The organism is Neobacillus sp. OS1-2, assembly GCF_030915505.1.
Lineage (GTDB): Bacteria > Bacillota > Bacilli > Bacillales > Cytobacillaceae > Neobacillus.
Map to the genome: position 1 here is coordinate 333,351 of NZ_CP133265.1, position 24,576 is coordinate 357,926.

Annotated in this window: 24 protein-coding genes and 1 pseudogene; 10 read left to right on the forward strand and 15 right to left on the reverse strand. The window is 41.4% G+C overall.

Annotated elements, in window-relative coordinates; genetic code table 11:
* Positions 1 to 44 precede the first annotated feature (44 nt).
* The 3 genes from RCG19_RS01815 to RCG19_RS01825 all read left to right on the forward strand — a co-directional run bounded on the left by RCG19_RS01815 (position 45) and on the right by RCG19_RS01825 (position 2,225).
* Positions 45 to 947 carry a hydroxymethylglutaryl-CoA lyase gene (locus tag RCG19_RS01815; RefSeq protein ID WP_374049600.1) on the forward strand — a complete coding sequence of 301 codons (903 nt, stop codon included), beginning with the start codon at positions 45 to 47 and terminating at the stop codon, positions 945 to 947.
* 79 nt (positions 948 to 1,026) lie between these two features.
* Positions 1,027 to 1,167 (forward strand): hypothetical protein, encoded by a 141-nt coding sequence (locus tag RCG19_RS01820; RefSeq protein WP_308109462.1) that lies wholly within the window; start codon positions 1,027 to 1,029, stop codon positions 1,165 to 1,167.
* A 137-nt stretch (positions 1,168 to 1,304) separates the two neighbouring features.
* On the forward strand, positions 1,305 to 2,225 hold the full coding sequence (locus tag RCG19_RS01825) for an alpha/beta hydrolase (RefSeq protein WP_308109463.1): 921 nt from the start codon (positions 1,305 to 1,307) through the stop codon (positions 2,223 to 2,225).
* Between the two features lie 22 nt (positions 2,226 to 2,247).
* On the opposite strand, the gene RCG19_RS01830 is transcribed toward RCG19_RS01825, so the two are convergent.
* Positions 2,248 to 2,580: an iron-sulfur cluster biosynthesis family protein gene (locus tag RCG19_RS01830; RefSeq protein ID WP_308109464.1), complete on the reverse strand. Its 333-nt coding sequence runs from the start codon at positions 2,578 to 2,580 to the stop codon at positions 2,248 to 2,250.
* A 145-nt stretch (positions 2,581 to 2,725) separates the two neighbouring features.
* Between RCG19_RS01830 and RCG19_RS01835 the strand changes: the two genes are divergently transcribed.
* A complete protein-coding gene (locus RCG19_RS01835) occupies positions 2,726 to 2,932 on the forward strand; it encodes a CDGSH iron-sulfur domain-containing protein (RefSeq protein ID WP_166238190.1) in 207 nt (68 codons plus the stop codon).
* Between the two features lie 37 nt (positions 2,933 to 2,969).
* Here the strand turns inward: RCG19_RS01835 and RCG19_RS01840 are convergent, their stop codons facing one another.
* Together RCG19_RS01840 and RCG19_RS01845 are read right to left on the reverse strand one after the other, a co-directional pair.
* Entirely contained in the window at positions 2,970 to 3,305 is a 336-nt protein-coding gene (locus RCG19_RS01840) for a YolD-like family protein (RefSeq protein ID WP_166238192.1), read from the reverse strand.
* Positions 3,306 to 3,320: 15 nt separating this feature from the next.
* On the reverse strand, positions 3,321 to 4,580 hold the full coding sequence (locus RCG19_RS01845; RefSeq protein WP_166238194.1) for a Y-family DNA polymerase: 1,260 nt from the start codon (positions 4,578 to 4,580) through the stop codon (positions 3,321 to 3,323).
* A 148-nt stretch (positions 4,581 to 4,728) separates the two neighbouring features.
* Here RCG19_RS01845 and RCG19_RS01850 point away from each other — a divergent pair, with 148 nt between their 5' ends.
* A complete protein-coding gene (locus RCG19_RS01850) occupies positions 4,729 to 4,920 on the forward strand; it encodes a YqzH family protein (RefSeq protein WP_308109465.1) in 192 nt (63 codons plus the stop codon).
* 257 nt (positions 4,921 to 5,177) lie between these two features.
* Here the strand turns inward: RCG19_RS01850 and RCG19_RS01855 are convergent, their stop codons facing one another.
* The 3 genes from RCG19_RS01855 to RCG19_RS01865 all read right to left on the reverse strand — a co-directional run bounded on the left by RCG19_RS01855 (position 5,178) and on the right by RCG19_RS01865 (position 10,243).
* Positions 5,178 to 8,354, reverse strand: a complete 3,177-nt coding sequence (locus tag RCG19_RS01855) for a DEAD/DEAH box helicase (RefSeq protein WP_308109466.1) — start codon at positions 8,352 to 8,354, stop codon at positions 5,178 to 5,180.
* 95 nt (positions 8,355 to 8,449) lie between these two features.
* Positions 8,450 to 9,247 (reverse strand): SDR family NAD(P)-dependent oxidoreductase, encoded by a 798-nt coding sequence (locus RCG19_RS01860; protein WP_308109467.1) that lies wholly within the window; start codon positions 9,245 to 9,247, stop codon positions 8,450 to 8,452.
* Between the two features lie 33 nt (positions 9,248 to 9,280).
* Positions 9,281 to 10,243 (reverse strand): MBL fold metallo-hydrolase, encoded by a 963-nt coding sequence (locus RCG19_RS01865; protein WP_308109468.1) that lies wholly within the window; start codon positions 10,241 to 10,243, stop codon positions 9,281 to 9,283.
* A 433-nt stretch (positions 10,244 to 10,676) separates the two neighbouring features.
* Here RCG19_RS01865 and proC point away from each other — a divergent pair, with 433 nt between their 5' ends.
* The 3 genes from proC to namA all read left to right on the forward strand — a co-directional run bounded on the left by proC (position 10,677) and on the right by namA (position 13,848).
* On the forward strand, positions 10,677 to 11,519 hold the full coding sequence (proC, locus tag RCG19_RS01870) for a pyrroline-5-carboxylate reductase (RefSeq protein WP_308109469.1): 843 nt from the start codon (positions 10,677 to 10,679) through the stop codon (positions 11,517 to 11,519).
* 86 nt (positions 11,520 to 11,605) lie between these two features.
* A complete protein-coding gene (locus RCG19_RS01875; protein ID WP_308109470.1) occupies positions 11,606 to 12,754 on the forward strand; it encodes a glycosyltransferase family 2 protein in 1,149 nt (382 codons plus the stop codon).
* A 74-nt stretch (positions 12,755 to 12,828) separates the two neighbouring features.
* Entirely contained in the window at positions 12,829 to 13,848 is a 1,020-nt protein-coding gene (gene namA, locus RCG19_RS01880; RefSeq protein WP_308109471.1) for an NADPH dehydrogenase NamA, read from the forward strand.
* Positions 13,849 to 13,890: 42 nt separating this feature from the next.
* Here namA and rnz read toward each other — a convergent pair whose 3' ends face one another.
* On the reverse strand, positions 13,891 to 14,814 hold the full coding sequence (rnz, locus tag RCG19_RS01885; RefSeq protein ID WP_308109472.1) for a ribonuclease Z: 924 nt from the start codon (positions 14,812 to 14,814) through the stop codon (positions 13,891 to 13,893).
* A 224-nt stretch (positions 14,815 to 15,038) separates the two neighbouring features.
* Here rnz and zwf point away from each other — a divergent pair, with 224 nt between their 5' ends.
* Positions 15,039 to 16,505, forward strand: coding sequence for a glucose-6-phosphate dehydrogenase (gene zwf / locus RCG19_RS01890; RefSeq protein WP_374049601.1), 1,467 nt, complete (start codon positions 15,039 to 15,041; stop codon positions 16,503 to 16,505).
* A 72-nt stretch (positions 16,506 to 16,577) separates the two neighbouring features.
* Here zwf and RCG19_RS01895 read toward each other — a convergent pair whose 3' ends face one another.
* The 4 genes and pseudogenes from RCG19_RS01895 to mce form a co-directional block, all read right to left on the reverse strand.
* Positions 16,578 to 17,855 carry a DNA polymerase IV gene (locus tag RCG19_RS01895; protein ID WP_308109474.1) on the reverse strand — a complete coding sequence of 426 codons (1,278 nt, stop codon included), beginning with the start codon at positions 17,853 to 17,855 and terminating at the stop codon, positions 16,578 to 16,580.
* A gap of 85 nt (positions 17,856 to 17,940) precedes the next feature.
* On the reverse strand, positions 17,941 to 19,062 hold the full coding sequence (locus tag RCG19_RS01900) for a tripeptidase T (protein ID WP_308109475.1): 1,122 nt from the start codon (positions 19,060 to 19,062) through the stop codon (positions 17,941 to 17,943).
* A 217-nt stretch (positions 19,063 to 19,279) separates the two neighbouring features.
* Positions 19,280 to 20,829: pseudogene (locus RCG19_RS01905) on the reverse strand (acyl-CoA carboxylase subunit beta).
* Between the two features lies 1 nt (position 20,830).
* Positions 20,831 to 21,244, reverse strand: coding sequence for a methylmalonyl-CoA epimerase (mce, locus tag RCG19_RS01910; protein WP_308109476.1), 414 nt, complete (start codon positions 21,242 to 21,244; stop codon positions 20,831 to 20,833).
* A 158-nt stretch (positions 21,245 to 21,402) separates the two neighbouring features.
* Between mce and prli42 the strand changes: the two genes are divergently transcribed.
* Positions 21,403 to 21,498: a stressosome-associated protein Prli42 gene (prli42, locus tag RCG19_RS01915; protein ID WP_166238218.1), complete on the forward strand. Its 96-nt coding sequence runs from the start codon at positions 21,403 to 21,405 to the stop codon at positions 21,496 to 21,498.
* Between the two features lie 46 nt (positions 21,499 to 21,544).
* On the opposite strand, the gene RCG19_RS01920 is transcribed toward prli42, so the two are convergent.
* The 4 genes from RCG19_RS01920 to RCG19_RS01935 form a co-directional block, all read right to left on the reverse strand.
* Positions 21,545 to 21,985: a L,D-transpeptidase gene (locus tag RCG19_RS01920; RefSeq protein ID WP_308110908.1), complete on the reverse strand. Its 441-nt coding sequence runs from the start codon at positions 21,983 to 21,985 to the stop codon at positions 21,545 to 21,547.
* Positions 21,986 to 22,166: 181 nt separating this feature from the next.
* Positions 22,167 to 22,889: an amino acid ABC transporter ATP-binding protein gene (locus RCG19_RS01925; RefSeq protein WP_308109477.1), complete on the reverse strand. Its 723-nt coding sequence runs from the start codon at positions 22,887 to 22,889 to the stop codon at positions 22,167 to 22,169.
* Entirely contained in the window at positions 22,882 to 23,541 is a 660-nt protein-coding gene (locus tag RCG19_RS01930; protein WP_166238224.1) for an amino acid ABC transporter permease, read from the reverse strand. Before RCG19_RS01930 ends, RCG19_RS01925 begins: the two co-directional genes overlap by 8 nt.
* Positions 23,542 to 23,609: 68 nt before the next feature.
* A complete protein-coding gene (locus tag RCG19_RS01935) occupies positions 23,610 to 24,392 on the reverse strand; it encodes a transporter substrate-binding domain-containing protein (RefSeq protein WP_166238226.1) in 783 nt (260 codons plus the stop codon).
* Positions 24,393 to 24,576: the final 184 nt, after the last annotated feature.

Here is a 24,576-nt window from a genome sequence, read left to right on the forward strand (position 1 = left end):
TAAACCCACTACAATGAAAGTATGAAGAATGGAGGTAGATCATGATGTTTACTTTACCTAAAAAAGTGACGATTATTGAGGTTGGACCACGTGATGGGCTGCAAAATGAGAAGTTATTCGTACCGACTGAAATAAAAAAACAATTTATAGCTGGTTTAAGGGAAGCCGGTTTGCAGGAGATGGAGTTGACTTCATTTGTGTCACCCAAATGGGTTCCACAGATGGGGGATGCTGCTGAAATTGTGGCCGACTGCCTTGACGGAAATTCTCGAGATATCGTTTTAGCCCCAAACCGTAAAGGGATTGACCGGCTCTATTCTACTAACTGTAAAGCTGTTGCTGTGTTCGTTGGTGTCAGTAACAGCTTTAATCGTAAAAATATTAACAAGACAACTGAGGATAGTATGTCAGAGCTGAAACCAATGATCCACGAATTAAAACAAAAAAATTATTTTGTCCGTGCCTGCATTTCAACATCGTTTTATTGTCCTTATGAAGGGAAAATCAATGAAAGTGATACGTTAGCTCTTTGCCGTGAATTTGTCGAGGCAGGGGTTGATGAATTAAGCGTAGCAGATACGATTGGGATGGCTTCACCGAATGAAGCCTACTCTTTATTTTCCAAATTAAAAGCAGTTTTCCCTGACATCCTCTTAACCGCCCATTTCCATGACACGAGGAAGCTTGCCCTTGCAAATATTTTTGCTTCCCTTCAGGCTGGGATTGATCGGTTCGATACCTCTGCAGGTGGGCTTGGCGGCTGTCCGTTTGCACCGGGTGCGAGCGGAAATGCTGCCACGGAGGATGTTGTTTATATGCTTAAGCGGATGGGGATTGATACCTCTGTTAATCTTAAAAAGTTGATGGATGCGATTGAAATTGTTCGCCCACATCTATCAAGGCAGATTGAAACCGGCTACTATCGGCTTCATGCCCAAATTGTCTAGAATATTTTTATCATGAATAATCAATCTTCTACTGATCCATCTTATTAAATGGGACTAACTTTGAAGGGAGATTATATTCATGAGCCAAAAACGCGATAAAGGAAACAGTCAAAGCGGGAAAAACTATGCTGAAACAGCAGGTGGAGGCAAGCGGATGATCGCCGCCGAGGAACTTGAAAAAGCCCTGCACCCAACGAAAAGGCAGAATTCAGAGCAATAAAGGATCATCGAAACTTAGAAGCCGCCCATTGGTGTCCGCGGCTTTTTTCATGTTACAATAAAAATTGTTAATTTATGGACATAGAGAACTTGTTTACCATATCCTATTTAAAATCATACTTCGGGAGGTGGCCTTTATTGAGGAAGGCATTTCGAGCCCTGTTTGTGTTGTTATTTTTCTGGTTATCACTTGCATTATATTTTACAAATCGTGTCATGTATATGAAAAAGAAGGATGAGGAATTGATTTTACGGCGGGAAAAGGAAGCAGGCAGGTATAAACCTGATGAATTTGAATCCTTGCCTAAGCGGGATGTTGATATCCCTTCTCCATTTGGCTATATGATTAAAGCGGTTCTGGTAGAGCCGCATAAGACCAATCGCTATATCATCATTTCACATGGTGTAACAGAAACGAAAATCAATTCGATTAAATATGCGAACCTTTTCTTAGAGCGCGGGTTTAATGCTTTAATTTATGACCATCGCCGCCATGGGGAATCCGGAGGCAAGACGACCAGCTTCGGTCATTATGAAAAATTCGATTTAAAAACGGTCGTTGACTGGCTCAAAAGGGAGAAAGGGTCTGAATTGGAACTTGGTATCCACGGTGAATCGATGGGGGCCGCTACCATGCTGTTATACGCCGGGCTTCTTGAGGACGGTGCTGATTTTTATATTGCCGATTGTCCATTCTCTGATTTTAAGGAGCAGCTTGCCTACTTGATAAAAAAAGACTTCAAACTTATCCCTGGTCTTTTACTGCCGATTGGGGATGCCCTTTTACGGCTGCGAGACAAATATTCAATTCGAAACGTCTCACCGATTTCGGTGATTGAAAATATCAAACATCCTGTCCTTTTTATCCATAGCCGAAAAGACGACTTTATTTTGCCATCCATGTCGAAGGATTTATTTGAACAAAAAAAGGGCCCAAAGATGCTATATATCGCTAAAAACGGCCGGCATGCCCAATCCTTTAACGAAAATCGTGCTGATTATGAACGGGTCATTGATGAGTTTTTACAGAAATATGTTGATCCTGCCTTACCTAGTTAAAAAACAAACTGCCCATTTGGGATCAGTCTGTTTTTTCTTTGACAATCAGGCTCATGTATCCATTTAACATTTGTTGTGGACTTTTTAATTGGAAAGAATTAGTGCTTCGCGAAAAATCAATCTTCATTTGCTCATCAAAGAAAACCATTTTTGACTTTTCTAGATAAACGGTTCTGTCATTTGTTTCGATGGCAATTTCATCGTCTGCTGTTTCCGGAACAAACCACAAGGCAACAACACCATTTACGGCACAACCACAGCCGTCTGTATCGTATTTTAGTTTTAGATACCCTTCTCTACTCTCTGTTCTCGCATTTATTTTTTCAACTGCTGCTTCTGTTATGATTATTTCCATACGTAAAACCCCCCTTACTATGCATACAATGATTGTATCACAGTTTTTAAACACTGCTTATTGTTCTGCTTGACCGCCTTTTGTTTGCATTTCCCTGTTATTCCAGTTATTCTCAAACTAATTACGTATTAAAGGGGTGCTCTTTATGTCAAAGATTCAAATTAAGGTAAACGATAATGGTTCGCTGCGAATTACTGGTGATGTAGAATTGTTAGATGGTGAAGGCAACGTATATACAACAAAACCTTCTTTTTCTCTTTGCCGTTGTGGTTTGTCTAAAAATAAACCGTTTTGTGATGGCTCGCATAAAGGGAATTTCCAATCCCAAGTTCGTGTTCCAAAAGAGGATTAAAGGAGAGAAGAGCGGCATCCGTTTGGGGCCGCTTTTTTTATGCATCTGTCATCCTGATGTCGGCAATTGCATTAGTTGGAATCCGGTGCACCTCTTCAAAGCGATCTATGACATGAAGCCTTTGTGTTAGTTCATCCCAGTAATGAATTTTTCCAATTACAATTTCATAATTTCGATTTTGATAATGAGTAATCGTAACGAATTGATCGAACTCAATTGCCTCAGATAAGGTTTCGTTCATGAGTTCCAGCTGTTGCTCATCCATTTCTCGTTTCTGTTCGTATCCATCTTCTTTTACCCAATCCCTGAGCAATTTCACATGTTCAGGAAGCATCATTGACGTCCATTTGATTCTCCCACGGTCGCGAATCATACCGTTTCTACCTCCCTACCTTTTATGTCCGCCAACTAACGTTGCACGGTGCTTGGCTGTTCCTGCAGCCGTATAGGATACAGCACGCAGGAGTGAACCTGAGCCGAAGCGCTTGCGGACAGAATCCACTACATAGCCAAGCTCCCGCCTCTTATAAGCACCCATATCAAAGAGGTCAAGCTGAAGCTCATGGTCATCGATAATATTACTGATGGCTAGCGAAATCTGCCGTACCGTCTTCCCCGTATAATGCTCATGAAACAGTTCAAGGCAAACGCGGTAAAGCTCCATTGTCACATTCGTTGGCTGCTGGATGGTTCTGGAGCGATGAAAGCCGCCGCCAAATTCATCTTGACTGTAGCCAACTCCGAGACTAATCGTTCTCCCCGCTTTGCGATGCGTCCGTGCTCTTCGGGCGACTTCTTCACACATTTCTAGAATAACCGCCTTAATTTCCTCTTCCTCTTTATAATCCCTTAATAAAATTTGGCTTTTTCCAAAGCTGATCTGTCCTTGAATGAGTGGTGCGCCTAAATCGGAAAGATCGACCCCCCAGGCGTGATAATAAAGCTGGTTCCCCATAATGCCGAATTTCTTTTCCAGCTTTTCTAAATCATAGCGGGCTAGCTGCCCAACCGTGAAGATGCCCATGCCATTTAATGTTTTCTCAACACGCCTGCCAATTCCCCACATTTCCCGGAGCGGCGATACGTTCCAAAGCTTTGTCTCGACATCTTCGTACGTCCATTCAGCTATTCCTTTTTTCTTGGCATCAAGATCAAGGCAAAGCTTCGAGAGTAACATATTGGGGCCAATTCCAACGGCACACGGGAGCTGAAACTCCCGCTCAATGTCATTTTTTATTTTTTGAGCAATCGTGTGGGCATCACCCCACAAATGAATGGCACCGTCGACTTTAATAAAGCTTTCATCGACGCTATAGACATGAATGGCCTCTTTTGGTACATAGCGGTTAAACACACGGGAAATTTCTGTTGCAATCCGCAAATAGGTTGCCATCTTGGGCTCCTCAATCTGGATACGCGGATCGTCGGGAATCTCAAAACCCCTAGATCCGGTTTTGATGCCAAATTCTTTTTTGAGCCGTGGTGAGGCAGCAAGCACGACACTCCCTTGCCGCTCCTTGTTCCCAACCACTGCCAGATAGCAATTCAAAGGGTCGAGCCCAAGTATGACAGCGGCACAGCTTGCATAGAAACTCTTCATGTCGACGCATAAAATTTTACTTTTCGGTAATGCGTTGTAATCGACCATGACCTTTCCCCCATACTCACTTTTAGGAACATACGTTCCTTTATATTATATATAATATCATAAGCGAATATGCGTTCGTGTTCAATGGAAATTTTTCGCAGGATTCTGATTAAGAAAAGAGATATACTGTTTGGAGAGGTGTGCGTCGATGGAGAAAAAGCTTGTGCTCAAAATGATCAGGAATTGTTTTAAACAGTATTATGAGGCGGATATGGTACCGATTAGTGATAGTGATTTAAAAGATCTGGCTGGGCGGATTTTTCAAATAAAAGAAGAAGATCCAACTGCGGATTTATTTGAGGTTGTAAATGATGTCGTATATGAGTTTTTGACAAATTAACCCTAATTATAAAGGTAGAGGGAGATTTTTTACTCCTCATGGGCACAATAGCCGCGGATTGTGCCCGACCGAGGGATTTTTTACTCCTCACGGGCACAATAACCCGCGGATTGCGACCGACCGAGGGATTTTTTACTCCTCACGGGCACAATAACCCGCGGATTGTGACCGACCAAGGGATTTTTTACTCCTCACGGGCACAATAACCCGCCTCAGAGGACAATATCAATCCAGCTCCCTGTCCTCATAAGTATGTTTTAAGACAGGATTTCCATAATGTCATCTTCCGTCAAAGTAGAACTACGTTGCTCCTTAGAATCAATAATTTCCTTAATCAAATGTCTTTTTTTGTCCTGTAATTCACTAATCTTCTCTTCAATGGTTCCACGGGTTATAAGCTTAATCACTTGAACGGCATTTTTCTGGCCGATGCGGTGCGCTCGGTCAGCTGCCTGGGCCTCAACGGCTGGATTCCACCAGATATCATACAAAATGACCGTATCCGCTCCCGTCAAATTAAGCCCAGTTCCCCCGGCCTTCAAAGAGATCAAGAAGAAGTCACGTTCTCCTTCATTAAATTTCCGGCAAATCTCCAATCGATTTTCGGAAGGAGTTCCGCCATCCAAGTAGAAAAAGGGCAGTCCCTTTTCCGCTAAATTCCTTCCAATCAGCTGAAGCATTTTCGTGAACTGGGAGAAAATCAGTACTCTTCGACCGGATAGCCTGGATTCCTCTACAATACTCATTAGCATGTCAAATTTCGCGGAGCCGCCCTTGTACCCATCCACAAACAACGCCGGATGACAACAAATTTGCCGTAATCTTGTCAAGCCAGCAAGAATTTTGATTCTATTTTTCCGAATCGTATCTTTATCGAGATGCTTTAGCGTATCTTCCCTCAGCTTGGCCAAATAAGCAGCATACAATTTCTTTTGCTCTGGAAGCAGTTCAGCCAGCTCGACAAATTCCAATTTTTCTGGAAGCTCGGAAGCCACATCCTCCTTCATCCTGCGCAGCAAAAAGGGGCGGACCCTTCGTGCGATTTTTTTCCTCGTAAGATTGCTGAATTCCTTCAATCCCTTGAATAGTTCGGGAAAAACAACATGAAAAATAGACCAGAGCTCTTCCGTTGAATTCTCCACTGGTGTACCGGTAAGCGCGAAACGGAAATTGGATTTAAGTCTTTTTACCGCCCGGGCGGTTTGCGTCACTGGATTTTTAAAGGCTTGCGCCTCATCGAAAAAGACCGTGTGGAAGGTTTGTTTCTCATACCACTTAATATCTCGCCGTAGTAACGGATAGGATGTGATAATCACATCCATATTCAGAGCCTCTTTCTGGATATCGTACCGTTCTGCTTGATTTCCATCCACGACAACCACTTCCATTTCCGGGGCAAATTTCATCATTTCGCTTAGCCAGTTATATGATAAAGAGGACGGACAAACAACTAGGACTGGCTGTTTCTCTTCACGAATAACAGCAAGCTCTGATAAAATAAACGTAATACTTTGCAGCGTTTTACCAAGCCCCATATCATCGGCAAGAATACCGCCGAACCCGTAGTGAGCCATCGTTTTCAACCATTGATAACCACGTTTTTGATAGTCACGCAAAATGAATTCCAAGCTTTCAGGTACCTCAAACTGCATAGCCTCAGGATGGATAAGGTTATCAAGAAATTGTCGGAAAGAGTCCTCAACTATCAGCACGTGACTTTCATCAATTGAATCAAGCAATGGAAGCCCCTGTAAAATCGAAACCTCGAATCCATTTTCCAGGTTTTTATTTTCCACCGAAATCCCATTTAAAAAACGTTGAATTTCTCCAAACTCGTTGGATTCTAATGAAAGGAGCGAGCCGCTCCGCAGACGATAATATTTCCTTTTTTCCTCCAGTGCCGCTAGAATCTCTTTGATTTGCTGCTGTGAGATTCCATCTAGTTCAAACTTAAATTCCAGCCAATTCGTCCGTTCCTTTTTCAGTCTCACCCTAATGGCTGGAGGAGTATTGCTGCGAAAAATTCGATTTCGCACTGCAGTAGTCGCATAAATTTGCACCAGCTTTTGCAGCTTCGGAACAACATGGGTTAGAAATTCATATTCTAATTCCTCATTGTGTAAAAAAAAGCCGCCTTCGGTTTTGGTGAACGAACTTTCCTCCATCAGCTCCAGAATTTCGTTCTCCTTCTCTTCATCTCTAATGATTCTAGCACCCGCAATAATACCTCGTTCCTCCAAGGGATTGACGATAATATTTTCATAGTGAAACTCCAGACCTGCGAGCAAACGATTTTTCACTCTATCAAGGTACAGCTTGGCATTCAGCGGTGTTTTCATAAATTCCCTTGCTAGCGTAGTGGATAATTGAACATGACCTAATTTTTTTAAACCCGGAATCACTTTTTCGAAAAAATGCTGGATTTGCTCGTGGGGAATGAAAATTTGATTCGTTCCTGAAACATCAAGCATCTGTTTAACATCCGCCAACCGCTGACAATCCTCGGTTTTCATTCTGATGATTTTTCCAGCCGATAATACAGAATCATAGAATTCAAATAAAATCATCCGCGATAGCCCTTTAACTTTTAACAAATAGCCGTTACCTTCCGCTTCAGTAAAATCGAATTGTAGAGGAGGCAGCTCATCTGTTACAGACAATCCATCGTACACATGACCTTCATATTCCAATTTCACCAATGGTGCCCTGGTAAGCAATGCCTGCAGTTGTTTCCAGGAAGATGAGGGAAGCAGCAGCAGCTCCGTACTAGTGTAATTTGATGGGCTCTGATCATCTTGAACTACCTGGATAAGATGCTGAATCACGATATCAGCTTCTTTTTGGAAGCAGTGAAGGCTTGGATTGTACAATAACGAGCTTGAATGCCCCTGGTTCACAGCCTCTAGAAAACGCCTGATATTTTCTACCTTTGTTTGTTCGATGAACAATTCAATTCCAAACATGCAGGATTCCGATTCTAGCATAACGGGTTTAATGATAAACTCCACATCAAGTACTTGCCTGTTTTCAAAATGAAGCTGATGACCGCTTGTCCGTTTTGGCTGGTTATTGAAAATTTTGAGTAAACCTCCGGCCAAATTCCGCTCGTCGTTTGTAGTGCTGGTACTGTCGCCCAGCGGGATCGTTCCTTTTCGATGATTATCGTCAATTGCTAACAAAACCGCGGCAATATGCTGGCAGTCCTTTTGAAATGAAGCAAGCTTGGGGCAACTGCACTTGGATTGAAAACTATCTGCACCTTTCTTTTCAATCACTACTTGAAAATCCTCTGTTCCTGCTACGATAGCTTCACAACAATTAGGATTATATTTTTCAATGGTTACTTTATTCGCACGGAAAAATGCCTCACCTCGTTTGAAGGAGACAGCCCCGCACAACTCTTTAATCATTTTTTGCGTTATTTTAATATCCACATGACTGCTCCTTTCCAGGAAGACATCTATGTTAATAGATTAAACCATTATACCATTAACCCAAAATTAAAGACTGCCTTTAAAAAGGCAGCCAATTACTTAGAATTCAGCATTCGTTTGCCAATACGCTCAAACAGCCGTGGAAAAAGAACATAAACGGCACTTCCCATGTTCATCCAGCGCGGCAAATTGATTTCCCGCGTTTTTGTCAGCATGCTGTCAACAACCTTACCTGCAACAAATTCCGGCTGCAGCATGAACCGCTGCACACTTTTGACATAAGTACCTTTTTCATCCGCGATGGTGAAAAAATTGGTGGCAATTGGCCCAGGATTTACTGTGGTGACTTGGACATTGTAATCACCCATTTCCATTCGCAATGCATTCGAATAGCCAAGCACGGCATGTTTCGTTGCGGAATAGACACTCGATTTTGGCGTGGCAATCTTTCCAGCCTGTGAAGCAATATTAATAATATGGCCAAAACGACGAGCGCGCATCTTTGGTAAGACCATGCTTGTACATGCCATCAGCCCAATCACATTGACTTCAAACATCCCTTTAATTTCGTCGATTGAAGCTTCATGGGCTTCACGAAATACTCCGAAGCCAGCATTATTCACAAGAATATCAATGTTTCCGATTGCATCAAAAATCGCCTCAAAAACGATCTGAACTTGATTGGTGTCTGACACATCAAGTTTGAAAACATCCACTTTTACTTGATACTTTTGTTGAAAATCGGATTGCATCTGCTCAAGCTTATCAAAGCTTCGTGCCAGGAGAATTAGATTAGCCCCGCTTGCCGCACAAAGCTTGGCAATTTCTGCCCCAATACCACCGGATGCCCCGGTAATTACAACATTTTTCCCTTTTAACTGATCCCTTACCATCCTAACACCTCATCAGAGCCTAAGCCCGCACGATTACAATTTAGCTTGAAAGAGAACGGGCTGACTATTACTACTACTAATTTCCCCGATAGAGGCTAAATAGTCAAGCTGGGCAACTGTTTCCGAAATGGTCAACATCGGCTCACGCTGATAAACCGTCGGAAAAAGCCGTTTACAAATTTCAAATACTGTAAGCTGCTCTTCCTTCAGCCAATTATTAACCATCATCGCACGCTCATGCTGCCGCGAAAGTCTTTTTTTAATCAGTTCCTCTAACTGATAAACCTCCTCACCGTGACCTGTATAGACACATTGAATCGGATAAAATAAAAGTTTCCTCATCGAGTCATTCAGCTGTAACTGCGATTTGGGCCTTTCTTTTTCACCAGGGGCAGGCGGCTCTATCAGTGGATTCGGTGAAATATGAGCAAGAATGAGATCGCCGCCAATTAAGATCCCATCCTTTTCCCGAAAAAGGGCAATATGACTTTGAGCATGTCCCGGTGTTTCAATAACCTGCCAGCCGCCCAACCCCGGAGGTTGCATCCCCTCAACGAGATGTCCGGTTAAGGAACGATGACACGAATACTTCACTGTTTTTCTGAGCTTAGAAAGTAATGGGATATACTCAGCTGACAGTCCGAACTCTTGAAAGTTCACTTTGAAAAATTCTTCTTGTATTTGGAAAAATTCTTCAGTAGGATGAATCCAGCGTTCATTCAGCGGATGGCCATACACGTCTACTGAATCAGGAAAAAAGTCAAGCATCCCGGTGTGGTCAGGGTGATGGTGGGTAAGCACTACTTGTTCAATGTCATTTGGAGTTAAATGTAATTCAGCCATCTGCCCTACAAGTGAATTCCAGCATTCATCCGTTTTCACTCCTGCATCTACAAGAGTTAAGCGCTCCCCTTTAATCAAATAGGCATTTACATCACCAACTGCAAAAGGCGTTGGTAAAGTAATCTTAGCAATTCCGTTTTTCCATTCTAGCATATAAAAACTCCTTACCTGTTAAAAATCTAAGTAAATACAGTGTAGCGACTTTTCCACCAAATGTCATTATTCTTACATAACTTTTTAGAAAAAATAAAAAATTCATACTATTTATCTCTTGACAGACAGGCTGTTTTTCAAGGATAATCACTAGTAAAATTTGATTCGTTAAAAAGCGATGAATAAGGCCAGTAAATGTGAAACGGCGAAAGAGAGTGAAGTTCTACGGCTGAAAGACTTCACCGCCCTCTTAATCATTGAACCTACCTTATGAGCACTTAGGAAAACCTAACGTCCTCCCACGTTATCGGGAATCAAGTGAACCCTGTTTGTAACCATTCAATTAGGGTAAATGAAGGTGGTACCGCGGAAGCTAGACCTTTCGTCCTTTATGGATGAAGGGTCTTTTTGTATGAGAAAAGGGGGAAATGTCATGAAAAAGATTGCCATTGTTGGGGCCGGTTCAATGGCCGAAGCGCTCATTTCAGGTATTCTCGAAAAAGGACTAATTGATCGGAATAGTATCTGGGTGACGAATAATTCAAATGTAAAAAGGTTGGAAAGTCTTAATGAGCGATATGGCATTTGCAGTACATATGATTTAGACACACTTTTTGACAATGCCGATGTGGTTATGTTGGCAATGAAACCAAAAGATGCGGACACAGCAATCACGACTATTCGTCATCACTTAACCAAGCAAATGCTGGTGGTTTCCGTTTTAGCGGGGGTTTCAATGACTACAATTGAATCACTAGCGGAAAATTCACTATCAATTGCCAGGGCCATGCCTAACACCTCGGCAGCGGTTGGAAAATCGGCTACCGCCATCGCCATAAATAGCCGTGTCTCCGAAAAGCAGCTCGAAACCACGAAACAACTCTTTGCAACCGTGGGATTAGCAAAATTTGTTGAAGAAGAACAACTTGATGCGGTAACGGGACTGTCTGGAAGCGGACCTGCCTATATTTATTATCTTATCGAAGCAATGGAAAATAGTGCCGCTGAAATTGGCCTTGAAAAAGAAATGGCACAAGAACTCATTGTCCAAACTTTAATTGGCGCTGCAGAAATGGTGAAGCACTCCTCAAAATCACCTGAACAATTAAGACGGGAAGTGACAAGCCCTGGTGGAACAACAGAGGCAGGAGTCAAGGTTCTGGAGGAACATGGAGTGCAGCAAGCATTCATTTCTTGTATTCAAGCAGCCACAGCCCAATCGAAAAAGATGGGAAATGCCCTTTGTTCACAACTCAAAGTCGGAAAATCCTCTTAATATTGGATGTTTATTCCCGGATGCCATAAACTAATTGTAAAGCTCGGAAATAGCGGGCTATAACAATATAAAAAGGGCTTGAGGAAATGGAAAACATCTTAATCGTTTTATTCACAATAGGCATTTTTGTGTGGCTAGTTTTTCTTATTGATGCACTGCTTGGTTTTCGAAATTTAGACGCACTTGAAAAAGAAGCGGAGCTCGCACCGGGTCCCGTTCTTTCGGTAATCATTGCGGCACGAAATGAAGAAAAGCAAATCAAGGCAAGTGTGCTTAGCCAATTAAAGCAAACCTATCAACATGTCGAATGGATCATGGTTAATGACCGTTCCACCGATAATACTGGAAATATAATGAACGAGCTGCAAGAAATAGATTCACGCATACATGTACTTCATATCAATGAATTACCTGAAGGATGGCTTGGCAAGAATCATGCCTTGTATAAAGGAACGCTAAATGCTTCAGGAAAATGGTTATTGTTTACCGATGCTGATGTAAGATTTGAAAAGGAGGCATTCGGAAAGGCGCTGCATTACTTTGAAAAACACCAGTTAGATCTTTTAACGGCAGCCCCAAATTTAAACGCTAACCGTTTTTGGCTAAAGTCATTTGTTGCTTTTTTTCTCTTTGGTTTTTCCTATTTTAAACGTCCATGGATGGCAAACAATCCAAAATCGAAGATTGGAACAGGAATTGGAGCGTTCAATCTTGTTTCGAAAGCGGCGTATGAATCATTTGGTACCCATAAAAAAATAAAAATGAGGCCCGATGACGATTTGCAGCTAGGAATGCAAATGAAAAGGGCTGGCTTCCGCCAACGAATTGTCACGGCACTTCACCTAATAGAAGTAGAATGGTATGGAAGTTTAAAGGAGGCCTTTGTCGGGCTTGAAAAAAATACATTTGCTGGGTTAAATTATCGTATCAGTATGGTTTTCTTTTCTATTTTCGGCGTCTTTATCACAAATGTCCTTCCATTTCTGACCATATTTTCTGGAAATACCTTGATCGTCCTCTTAAGCCTAGGAAATATTATTACCAGCGGGATTCTATATGTCTTGGTCATCAAGCGAATGACAGTTTTCTCCCCTGCCCTTTTTCTTGTAGTACCAATTACAGCGCTTCTCTTTATTTACTCAATTATCAGGGCAAGTTTTCTTACGTTTAAACGGGGTGGCATTGTCTGGCGGGGCACCACTTACCGTTTAAGTGAACTGCGAGACAAAGAGTAAAGCAGGACATCACATTATTTCCCCGTCATTTGTTATACTAAAGGGGTTTAGATATGTAAAGGAGGGATTCTCAAATGGCGGCAAAATTATTTTCTCCCTATACCATTAAGGGAGTTACTTTTAAAAACAGAATCGTAATGTCACCCATGTGCATGTATTCCAGCCACAACGAAGACGGCCACATCCAAAACTGGCATCGTATTCATTACACAACCAGAGCAGTTGGGCAAGTCGGCCTGATTATTGTTGAGGCAACGGCCGTAACACCACAAGGCCGGATATCACCTATGGATTTAGGCATCTGGAGTGATGAACATGTAGAAGGATTGAAAGAGATCGTGAATCTGATGAAGGAGCATGGTGCCAAGACAGGGATACAACTCGCCCATGCTGGCAGGAAAGCGAATTTAGAAGGCGATATTATCGCCCCATCTGCTATTGCCTTTAATGAAGAATCGAAATCACCTAACGAGATGACTTTAGCAGATATCGCTGAAACTGTCGATGCCTTTAGAAAAGGAGCAGAACGCGCTGCCAAAGCTGGCTTTGATGTAATCGAGCTTCACGGTGCACATGGATATTTGCTGAATGAATTTCTCTCACCACTCTCCAATAAAAGAAGCGATGATTACGGCGGAAGTACTGAAAATCGTTACCGGATCATTCGTGAGGTCATTGATGCGGTTAAAACTGTTTGGAACGGTCCGTTATTTGTAAGAGTTTCCGCTCATGATTATCATGAAGAGGGGTTAACCGCGGAAGATTACATTGTATTTGCCGAATGGATGAAAGAGCAAGGCGTCGATTTAATTGATGTCAGCTCTGGGTCGGTTGTTCCAGCCCGTATTCATGTCTATCCAGGGTATCAGGTAAAATATTCGGAAACGCTGAAGAATGGAGCTAAAATCGCTACAGGTGCAGTAGGTTTAATCACTTCACCACACCATGCAGAGGAAATAGTACAAAATGACAGAGCAGACTTGGTCTTTTTAGCCCGTGAATTACTACGCGACCCGTACTGGCCAAGAACAGCTGCAAAAGAACTCGGTGTAAACATCGAAGCACCCATACAATATGAACGTGGTTGGATATAATATTTCCAAAATAGAAGCACTGCCTCATGGTAAGTGCTTCTATTATTTAAGGGGAATAGTCATTTCTTTAAAATCCTCGGCAATCTCCGTATTCTCAAATACTTCCTTTGCCTCCTTCACCAATTCACGCCAATCATTTCGATCGTAGCGCGAACTTATATGGGTTAAACACAGCTGCTTACAACCTGCCCGTAAGGCAATGTCGGCAGCCTGATGGGTGGTCGAATGAAAATAATCAAATGCCAGCTTTTCCTCTCCTTTGGAGAAGGTTGCCTCGTGAATCAATAAATCAGCATTTTTTGCTAGTAACAGAGCATTTTCGCAATACCTTGTATCCCCAAGAATCGTGACAATGCGCCCCTTTTGCACGGGTCCTAAAAACTCATCTGGTTCAATTACCCGGCCGTCTTCAAGGGTGACAGTCTCACCATTTTTTATTTTGCGGAAAATCGGCCCCGGCTGTACTCCTGCCACCATAAGCTTATCAGCAAGTAATGTTCCCGGGCGATCCTTTTCAAAAATTCGATAACCGTATGAAGGGATACCATGTTCAAGCAGACGTGCCTCTACAGTAAATTGTTCATCTTCAAAAATAATACCCTCTTCGATTTCAATAACCGTCAACTGATATTTTAAATACGTCTGACTTAAAGAAAGACTTACTTGAATATATTCTCTTATCCCTTTTGGCCCGTACACGGTTACCTCTGATTCCCCGCCTTGAAAAGAACGGCTTGACAACAGACCAGGTAAACCATATATATGGTCACCATGAAGGTGAGTAATAAAAATTTTTTCAATCCTTCGTGGTTTGATGGATGTATGTAAAATTTGATGCTGGGTTGCTTCTCCGGCATCGAATAGCCAAACAGTTCCGCGCTCTTCCAGCAATTTAAAGGCGATCGATGTTACATTGCGAAGCTTGGCAGGCATTCCCGCTCCCGTTCCTAAGAAAAAAATATCCACAATAAATAACTCCTTTCATATCCGCACATGTTATTTACTAGTGATAATATATCACAATAATCGTTCAGATGCTCTTGTGTAAAATAATTGTTACATGCAAAACAAACTATTTGCGAATCCTAGACAAAAGAGATAAATTTAATACTTGATAAAACTATTTACTGAGCAATCAGGCTTTTAGAAGAGGGGTTCAAAACGTGGAACAAAACATGACTTCGTTAATTATGATTTTTGGTGCAACGGGTGATTTAGCAAAACGAAAGTTATTTCCTTCCCTTTATCGCTTATTTTCAAAAAACAAACTAAATAAATTTGCGGTGATTGGTGTGGCGCGAAGAACTTTATCCAACGATGAGTTCCAGAAGTCTGTAAAGGAATCCGTGGTATCTGCTTTAGGGAATAAGGATAATCTTGATCAATTTATCTCCCATTTTTACTATCAGTCACATGATGTAGCAGATTCAAGCTCATACATACAGTTAAGGAAGTTTGCTGACGAGATAGACGAAAATTATCAGCTTGAAGGGAACCGCATTTTTTATCTAGCCATGGCACCGGAATTTTTCGGCCCCATTGCTGTGCATCTAAAATCGGATGGGCTTACAGAGGTCAAAGGCTATAAACGGCTTGTAATTGAAAAACCCTTTGGACACGACTTAGCATCTGCCAAGGAATTAAACAAGCAAATTAGAAGTGCTTTTTTAGAAAAAGAGGTCTACCGAATTGACCATTATTTGGGGAAAGAGATGGTTCGAAACATCGAAGTGATTCGTTTTGCCAATGCCATCTTTGAACCACTATGGAATAACCGATATATTTCCAATATTCAAATCACATCAAGTGAAACACTTGGGGTCGAAGAACGCGGCCGTTATTACGAAACAAGCGGAGCCTTACGGGATATGTTGCAAAACCATATGCTGCAAATGGTAGCGCTACTTGCAATGGAACCTCCAATTAATCTGACAACTGATGAAATCCGGTCTGAAAAAGTGAGAGTATTCCGGGCGTTAAGAACAGTCGAAGGGGATGAAGTGAATGACTATTTCGTCCGCGGCCAATATGGCGAAGGCGTAATAGAAGATAAGAAAGTTCCAAAATATCGTGATGAGGTCATGGTGGATCAAGAATCCAATACCGAAACCTTTGTTGCCGGCAAAATCATGATTGATAATTTCCGTTGGGCGGGTGTACCTTTTTACATCCGTACTGGTAAACGAATGACCACAAAGTCAACAAAAATTGTGATTCAATTTAAGGACATTCCGATGAATTTATATTATCAAACTGATAAATTGCTAAATCCAAATTTACTCGTGATTCATATTCAACCGGAGGAAGGGATAACCCTGCACCTGAATGCCAAAAAAGCAGGCGGGCATTTGGATGCGCAGGAAGTGAAATTGAGCTTCGCTAATACAGGGGTTCATGCGATGAATACGCCCGAAGGTTATGAAAAACTTCTATATGATTGTATGCGCGGCGATGCCACCAATTTCACTCATTGGGATGAAGTTGCCTATTCTTGGGCTTTTGTTGATAAAATTTCAGAAGCATGGGAAAAGACAAAAGCCAACTTTCCTAATTATGAGTCCGGGTCAATGGGGCCTAAGGAAGCGGATGAACTGTTAGAACAAGACGGCAGATTCTGGTGGCCAGTAACGGGTTTAGATGTAGATATATGTAAGTAAGAAAAGCGCTAAGCCTTTGATAGCTCATATACGATAAAGCTCCACTTTGTTCTTATAGCAAAGTGGAGCTTTTTAATCATCTTCTTTATTTTTTTCAGAAAAAGAGCGAAGAAAGTCTTTATTAAAGCTTGTACCAGTTCCAATTTTATGATTAGGATCAACATTACGGGATCCTGCATTTGCAATAATATTTTTCCCATATTTATCGCGAAGACTTGAAAGTGTTTTAAGCAGCGGTTCTTTCTTTGCATCCTTCTCATAAGAAAACAAATCTAACTGTCTGTATGCATGATCTTGGTCGACTAAATCATTACCAGTAATCCCCAATAACCGGACCTGGTCACCATTCCAGGATTTTAGAAAAAGCTGTTTGGCAAACGCAGCAACCTCTTCTTTTTGATGAATAGGATTCGGAAGTTTTTTGCTTCTGGTAATCGTCTTCCGATCTTTATACCGGATTGTGATGGCTAATGCAGATGCTAGGACATTTTTCCGCTTTAGCCTTATCGAAACTGTTTCCGCTAATGCTTCCAGCACATGAAAAAGCTCTTGTTGGTTGCTAATATCTCGAGGTAGTGTGGTTGAATTCCCAATACTTTTAAATTCCTCTATTGAATCTGGGTCAACTGGGCGGTGATCAATTCCATTTGCACGGTCTTTTATTCGAAGCCCATTAATGCCGAGGAGAGATTTCAGTTGGATTTCATTTCCTTTTGCTAAATCACCGATGGTGTAGATAGCTATCGTTGTCAGTTTTTCCGCGGTCTTTTTTCCAACCCCATGCATTTCATTCGTATTCAAGGGCCATAGTACCTTGGGAATATCACGCTTACGAAGGATGGTTATCCCCATTGGTTTCTTCATATCAGACGCCATTTTAGCTAAAAATTTATTGGGGGCAATACCGATACTGCAAGGTAAATCAAGCTGCTCAAAGACTCGTTTTTGAATACTTTCGGCGATTTCAATCGGACTGCCAAATTCAAAGCTTTCTGTGATATCCAGATACCCCTCATCGATGGAAACAGGTTCAACGAGTGCAGTATATTTTCTAAGAATTTCAAACATGCCCATCGATGCCGCTCTGTATCGATCAAAATTGGGACTCCTCACAATTAACTGTGGACAAAGCTTTTTCGCTTCCCAAAGTGGCATCGTTGTTTTGACGCCAAACTTCCTTGCTTCATAGCTACAGGTGACAATAATTCCTCTACGCTCCTCAACGTTTCCGGCAATGGCCAATGGTTTGCCTTTCAGTGTCGGGTCATAAGCCATTTCAACTGAAGCGTAAAAGCTGTTCATATCAACATGTAAAATGACTCGTCCGTTCTTTGGATACATTTCCTTCACGTCAAACACATCCTTAAAACCTTTATTGCTCCTTAATTATAACAAAAAGGAGAACCAATGGCTCTCCCTCATAAAGCTGCTACAATTATTGATTATTTACTTCATCAATAATCGCAATCGTCATTTCTGCAAGTTTGTATAATTCTTCAAGCGGCATGCGTTCGTTTGTTGTGTGGATTTCTTCATAGCCGACTGCAAGGTTTACAGTTGGGATGTTGAAACCGTTAAATACATTGGCATCACTTCCGCCACCACTATGCTGCAATTCACAACTGCGGCCAATTTTGGCTGCTGCTTTGCGAGCGATTTCGACAACATGGTCGCCCTCGCCAAATTTAAAGCCTGGATACATGATTTCCACTTTAACTTCTGCTTTGCCGCCCATCTCTACTGCAACTGTTTCAAATGCCTCTTTCATTTTGCTGACCTGTGCATCCATTTTTTCCGGAATAAGTGAACGTGCTTCCGCTAAAATATCAACGCGGTCACAGACGATATTAGTAGCTTGCCCACCTGCAAATCTGCCAATATTTGCAGTCGTTTCATGGTCAATTCTACCTAGCGGCATCCTTGCAATGGATTTAGCTGCGATGGTTATCGCCGAAACACCTTTTTCAGGTGCAACACCCGCATGGGCTGTTTTACCGTAAATAACAGCTGTTACCTTTGCCTGGGTTGGAGCGGCAACGACCACATTACCTACTAAACCGTCACTATCAAGGGCATAACCATATTTCGCCTTTAATAATGATGGATCTAGTGCCTTCGCGCCATGCAGACCAGACTCTTCTCCGACAGAGATCACAAATTGAATTAAACCATGTGGTAGATTGTTTTCTTTTAACAGACGGATGGTTTCAAGCATTACAGATATACCTGTCTTATCATCTGCCCCTAAAATCGTTGTACCATCGGTCACAACATATCCATCCTTAATCGATGGCTTAACACCTTTTGCAGGTGTTACGGTATCCATATGGCAGGAAAAATAAATCGGATCTACTCCCTCTTTCGTCGCAGGCAGGGTGCAAACTAAGTTCCCAGCTCCATGGCCCGTTACAGCCGTTGTATCATCCTCAAAAACCTCAAGACCTAAGTCGGTAAATTTTTGCTTTAAAACCTTTGCAATTTCAGTCTCATATTTCGTTTCCGAGTCAATTTGTACTAGTTCTAAAAATTCATTCAAAAGACGTTCTTGATTCACCATTTTTTAAACCCCTCCAATTATGTACTAAACTCACTATTGTCTAGCTGCAGCGCCTAGGGGCTCGGGGTCATAAGCCAATCCGACAAGAAGGTTAAAGAACAACCTTCCTGCCGGCTTGTCTAGACTCACGCCCCTGGGCAAGGCGCTTCCGCTTTTCTATATTAGTATACCTCTTTATTATTCTTATCATCAAATGAAAGAAACAGTGAGTTTCACATTATAGAGGGATATTTCCATGCTTTTTGTATGGTCTTGATTCCTTTTTATTCCGCAGCATTTCCAATGCTTGAATAATTTTAATTCTTGTTTCCCGTGGATCAATGACATCATCGACCATACCTCTGCTTGCGGCTACATAGGGATTCGCAAACTTTTCCCGGTATTCATCAATTTTCTGTTGTCTTGTCTGTTCGGGATTTTCACTATTGTTAATTTCCTTTGCAAAAATAATATTCGCAGCCCCTTGCGGACCCATGACAGCAATTTCCGCATTGGGCCAAGCAAATACCAAGTCAGCACCAATCGACTTACTATTTAGGGCTACATATGCACCACCATAAGCTTTCCGTAAAATAACAGTCAACTTAGGCACAGTTGCTTCTGAATAAGCAAATAAAATCTTTGCCCCGTGGCGAATTATTCCCCGAGTTCTTGCTTTACTCCTGGAAAGAATCCGGTTACATCTTCAAACGTAATAATCGGGACATTAAAAGAATCGCAGGTACGGATAAATCTAGCTGCTTTGTCGGATGAATCGATATCAAGACCCCCCGCCATCACTTTCGGCTGATTGCAAACAAGACCAACTGTTTCTCCTTTGATTCTGGCAAATCCGACAACAATATTTTTCGCAAAATCCTTTTGAATTTCCATAAACGAGTCGGCATCGGCAACTTGTTCAATTACTTTCCGGACATCATAAGGTCTTACTGCATCAAATGGGATGACGTCTGTTAAATCCGGGCGATAATCATTTTCAGCTTCTATCTTGAGTACAGGCGGCTTTTCTTCATTGTTTTGCGGCAAATAGCTTAACAGTCTGCGGACATTTTCTAAAACTTCAGCTTCTGATTCACCTTGAAAATGAGCATTGCCGCTGATGGAATTATGAACGTTTGCCCCGCCAAGATCTTCTGCTGAAATCTTTTCCCCTGTAACTGTTTCAATTACCTTCGGACCGGTAATAAACATTTGACTCGTTTTTTCAACCATAAACACAAAATCAGTAATCGCCGGTGAATACACGGCACCGCCGGCACACGGACCCATAATAACAGAGATTTGCGGAATTACCCCAGAATAAATAGCATTTCGATAAAAAATATGACCGTAGCCATCAAGGGAAACAACCCCTTCTTGAATCCGGGCCCCGCCGGAGTCATTTAGGCCGACAAATGGTGTCCCATTTTTGGCTGCCAAATCCATAACATTGGCTATTTTCTTTGCATGCATTTCCCCTAATGCACCGCCAAAAACAGTAAAGTCTTGCGAAAATAAATAGATTGGCCGGCCATTCACTTTCCCGTACCCTGTTACAACTCCGTCCCCGGGTCCTTTCAGTTCATCAAGTCCGAAATCATTTGTCCTGTGCTCGATAAACGGATTTAATTCGACAAACGTGCCCTTATCCACTAGCAATTCAATTCTTTCACGTGCTGTTAATTTCCCTTTTTCATGCTGTTTATCAATCCGGTCGTCACCGCCGCCAAGCTCTACTTCTCTTCTCTTATCATATAATTCATTTAATTTTTCATAGATGTCTATCATGTTACCCCTTCATCCCTTTCTTCTCGCAAAGCTCGTATAATACACCTGATGCTGATTTTGGATGCATGAAAGCAATATCTGCTCCTCCTGCACCCGGTCTTGGCTGTTCATCAATCATTCGAATTCCATTTTCTTTCATTTCTGCAATTCTTGCTTCTATCGATGTAACTCCAAGCGCCACATGGTGGATCCCTTCACCGCGTTTTTCGATAAATGCAGCAATTGTGCTTTCCGCTGATACCGGCTCAAGCAGTTCTAGCTTCGTTTCACCTGCTTGTAAAAAAGCAACCTTAACTTTCTGGCTAGCTACCTCTTCAATCCCTAATAGCGTCAGCTTTAACACATCGGTATAAAATGGAAGTGTCTCATCTAGAGACCTTACAGCAATTCCAATATGGTCGACCTTTTTAATCATGTATACCCCTCTGTTCCATTATTAAATTTACTCGACAATTACTGTATTCGGTAAAAAGTTCATAAATCCTTCCCAAAATTGCTAAGTAGTTCCGTTGTCCATTTGGGCTTTTCCATGTACAATGTAATAAAAGCCTAAATGTTAGGGAGGTTTCATTTTTGAAAAATAGGAAGACTAGGAAAATTATCGTTTATTTAATGCTTTTCGCCATGCTTGCCTCTACTCTCCTAATTGGAATTGGCTCATTACTGTAACAAACATAAATAAGGGACTGTTCCACTGGGGGCAGTCCCTTCTCTATTAATCAATTGCACCATTTTCTTGCGCTAACTTCTCAAACGACTTTTTTGATGAAATAACTAAAATTTTCGTCCCTAATGGGATTAATGGAAAGAGTGAAGAGATCACTTCATTTTGGCTGCGAATACATCCCTGTGAGACATATTTGCCAATCGAGGCAGGCTGATTTGTCCCGTGAACCCCATAGGTTCTGCCATCAGTTCCCCTGGCATCAAAGCCAATCCACCTAGCTCCTAACGGGTTCTTTGGGTCTCCTCCGCGAATATTTCCTTTACGAAAATAGGGATCTTTGGCTTTTACGGTAATCGTAAAGAGTCCTTCTGGAGTTAATTCTTGCGTTTTACCTGTACCGACACTCACAACAGTTTGAACTTTATTATCATTAATAAAGGCTAGCTCATTTTTCGTTTTGTTAATGATGACAAACGGATCACCAGGCATCGGGTTTGCCCCTAACGGCCAAAGCGGTGAAATAAAAAAAGAAATTAGGATCGGCGATAGAAGTTTTATCAATGGAGCCACCACCTCTTTTTTTCCATAGTTTGCATCATTTAACAGGTATTATTCGCTTCTGTTAAAGAAAAAAAGATGATCATAAAGACCATCTTTCTGCAGAACATTATTAAAGCATTTTTTGCAAGAAATCTTGGGCACGTTGGCTTTTAGGACTAGCAAAGAATTCACTTGGCGGTGCATCTTCAACAAGCACCCCGCCATCAAGAAATAAGACTCTGTCAGCCACTTCTCTCGCAAAGCCCATTTCATGCGTGACAATAGCCATTGTCATTCCTGTATGGGCAAGTGATTTCATTACTTCCAAAACCTCTTTAACCATTTCTGGATCAAGTGCAGAGGTAGGTTCATCGAAAAGCATAACCTCAGGCTCCATCGCTAATGCCCGGGCAATGGCCACCCGCTGCTTTTGCCCACCGGACAATCTTGTTGGATATTCATTAGCTTTTTCCGATAATCCTACTTGTTTTAATAATTCAACGGCAACTTTTTCAGCTTGATCCCTCGACAATCCTTTTACCTTCATAGGTGCATAGGTTAGATTCTGCAGGACCGTCTTGTGAGGGAACAAATGAAAGTGTTGAAAAACCATACCAACATTCTGTCTCACGTGAAGGATATTAGTTTTTTTATCGGTTACCTCTTTATCGTCAATCCAAATTTCTCCATTGGTAGGTTCCTCCAGCAGGTTTAAACAACGTAGGAAAGTCGATTTCCCTGAACCTGATGGGCCAATGATCGCTACAACCTCTCCCGCTTTAATAGTAGTGGAAATCCCCTTTAATACTTCAAGACTGCCATAACTTTTATACAAGTTCTCAATCTTAATCACTGCGTCTCATTCTCCTCTCAAGCGCTTTTCCTAAGAAGGTCAAAGTAATAACCATTAAATAATAGATTAACCCGGCTATTAGTAATGGTTCAAAAAAGGAGTAATTTTCAGCGCCAACTTGATAAGAGCGGCGCATAATATCCATAACCCCAATGGTTGTGACAATGGCAGATTCTTTCGTTAATGAAATAAATTCATTCATTAAGGCGGGAAGAATGTTTTTTAGTGCCTGCGGAAGGATAATATCCCACATCATTTTTCCGTATGGTACCCCTAAGGCCATCGCCGCTTCCTGCTGTCCCTTATCAACGGCAAGTATACCAGCGCGAATAATTTCCGAGATATACGCCCCAGAATTTAGTGCGAACGATAATATTGCTGCTGTATATGGTTCGATTTGATAGCCAATCACCTGTGGTGAACCATAATAAATCAACATTAATTGCAAAACAAGCGGTGTTCCGCGAAAAATAGACGTATACACATCTGCAAACCAATTAAGAATTCTTATCGAGCTAATTTTAAATAATGATAAAATAATTCCAAGCACAAACCCCAATACCCCTGCTAGTACCACGATTTGAAGGGTAACCAGGATACCTTTTAAAATATATGGCATGGAGGGAATGAATTGAGTAAAATCTAAGTTCATTCATCGTCCGTCCTCTCTATCAAAAATGGAGAGACGTTCAGAATCGAACGTCTCTAGTACACCTAGACCTATTGTTCCCCACCGAACCACTTGACAACCAACTTTTGCAGTTCACCGTTTTCCTTCATTTTCTTTAACTCGTTGTTAAACTTTGCTGTTAAATCACTATTTTTTGGGAAAGCAATCGCTGAGCCCGCTTCTTCTGGGTCATCACTAATCGTAAAACCTTTAAATTCTTTTTCTTTTTCAAAATAACCCTTGGCAACAGTATCCTCAATGATAGCAGCATCAAAGCGGCCTGATTTAATTTCTTGGATTAGGTCTGGAATACGGTTGCGGTTTTCTATTTTAATAGGAACCTGTTTATTAATTTCCTCAGCCTTTCCTTCTTGAATGGAACCAAGCTGTACACCAACTGTTTTACCTTTTAAATCTTCTACCGATTCAATCCCGCTGTCCTTTTTAGAAACAATTAAGTGCTGGGCTGTATAATAGATATCACTGAAGTCAACGTTTTTCTTTCTTTTCTCCGTAGGTGTCATACCTGCTAATACAAAATCAGCTTGTCCTGATTTAAGTGATTGAACTAAACCGCCAAAATCCATATCCTTTACCTTTACTTCGTAGCCAAGATTTTTCGAAATTGCTTTAGCCAAATCCACATCAAAACCAATAATTTCATCGCTTTTTCCTGTTTCCACATATTCAAATGGCGGATAGTCAGCAGACGTTGCCATCACTAATACCTTCTTTTCCCCGCTTTTCTTGCTAGCTTTTTCACTTGTACCACAAGCAGCAAGTAAACCTACAGTCATCATCATTATTAATAATAAAATAAGTGCCTTCTTCATTTGTTTTCCCCCTATAACTTATCTGAAAATTGAAATATTACCCTATTCCTTAAATAGTCCAATTTTCAAGAATAATAGAATGTTGGATTAATAATTATTCATTGTAATGAATTTTAACACAAACTAATAATTATGCAAATATATTTTTAAAGATTCATTTAAATTTTTTTAAAGTAACTTTTTC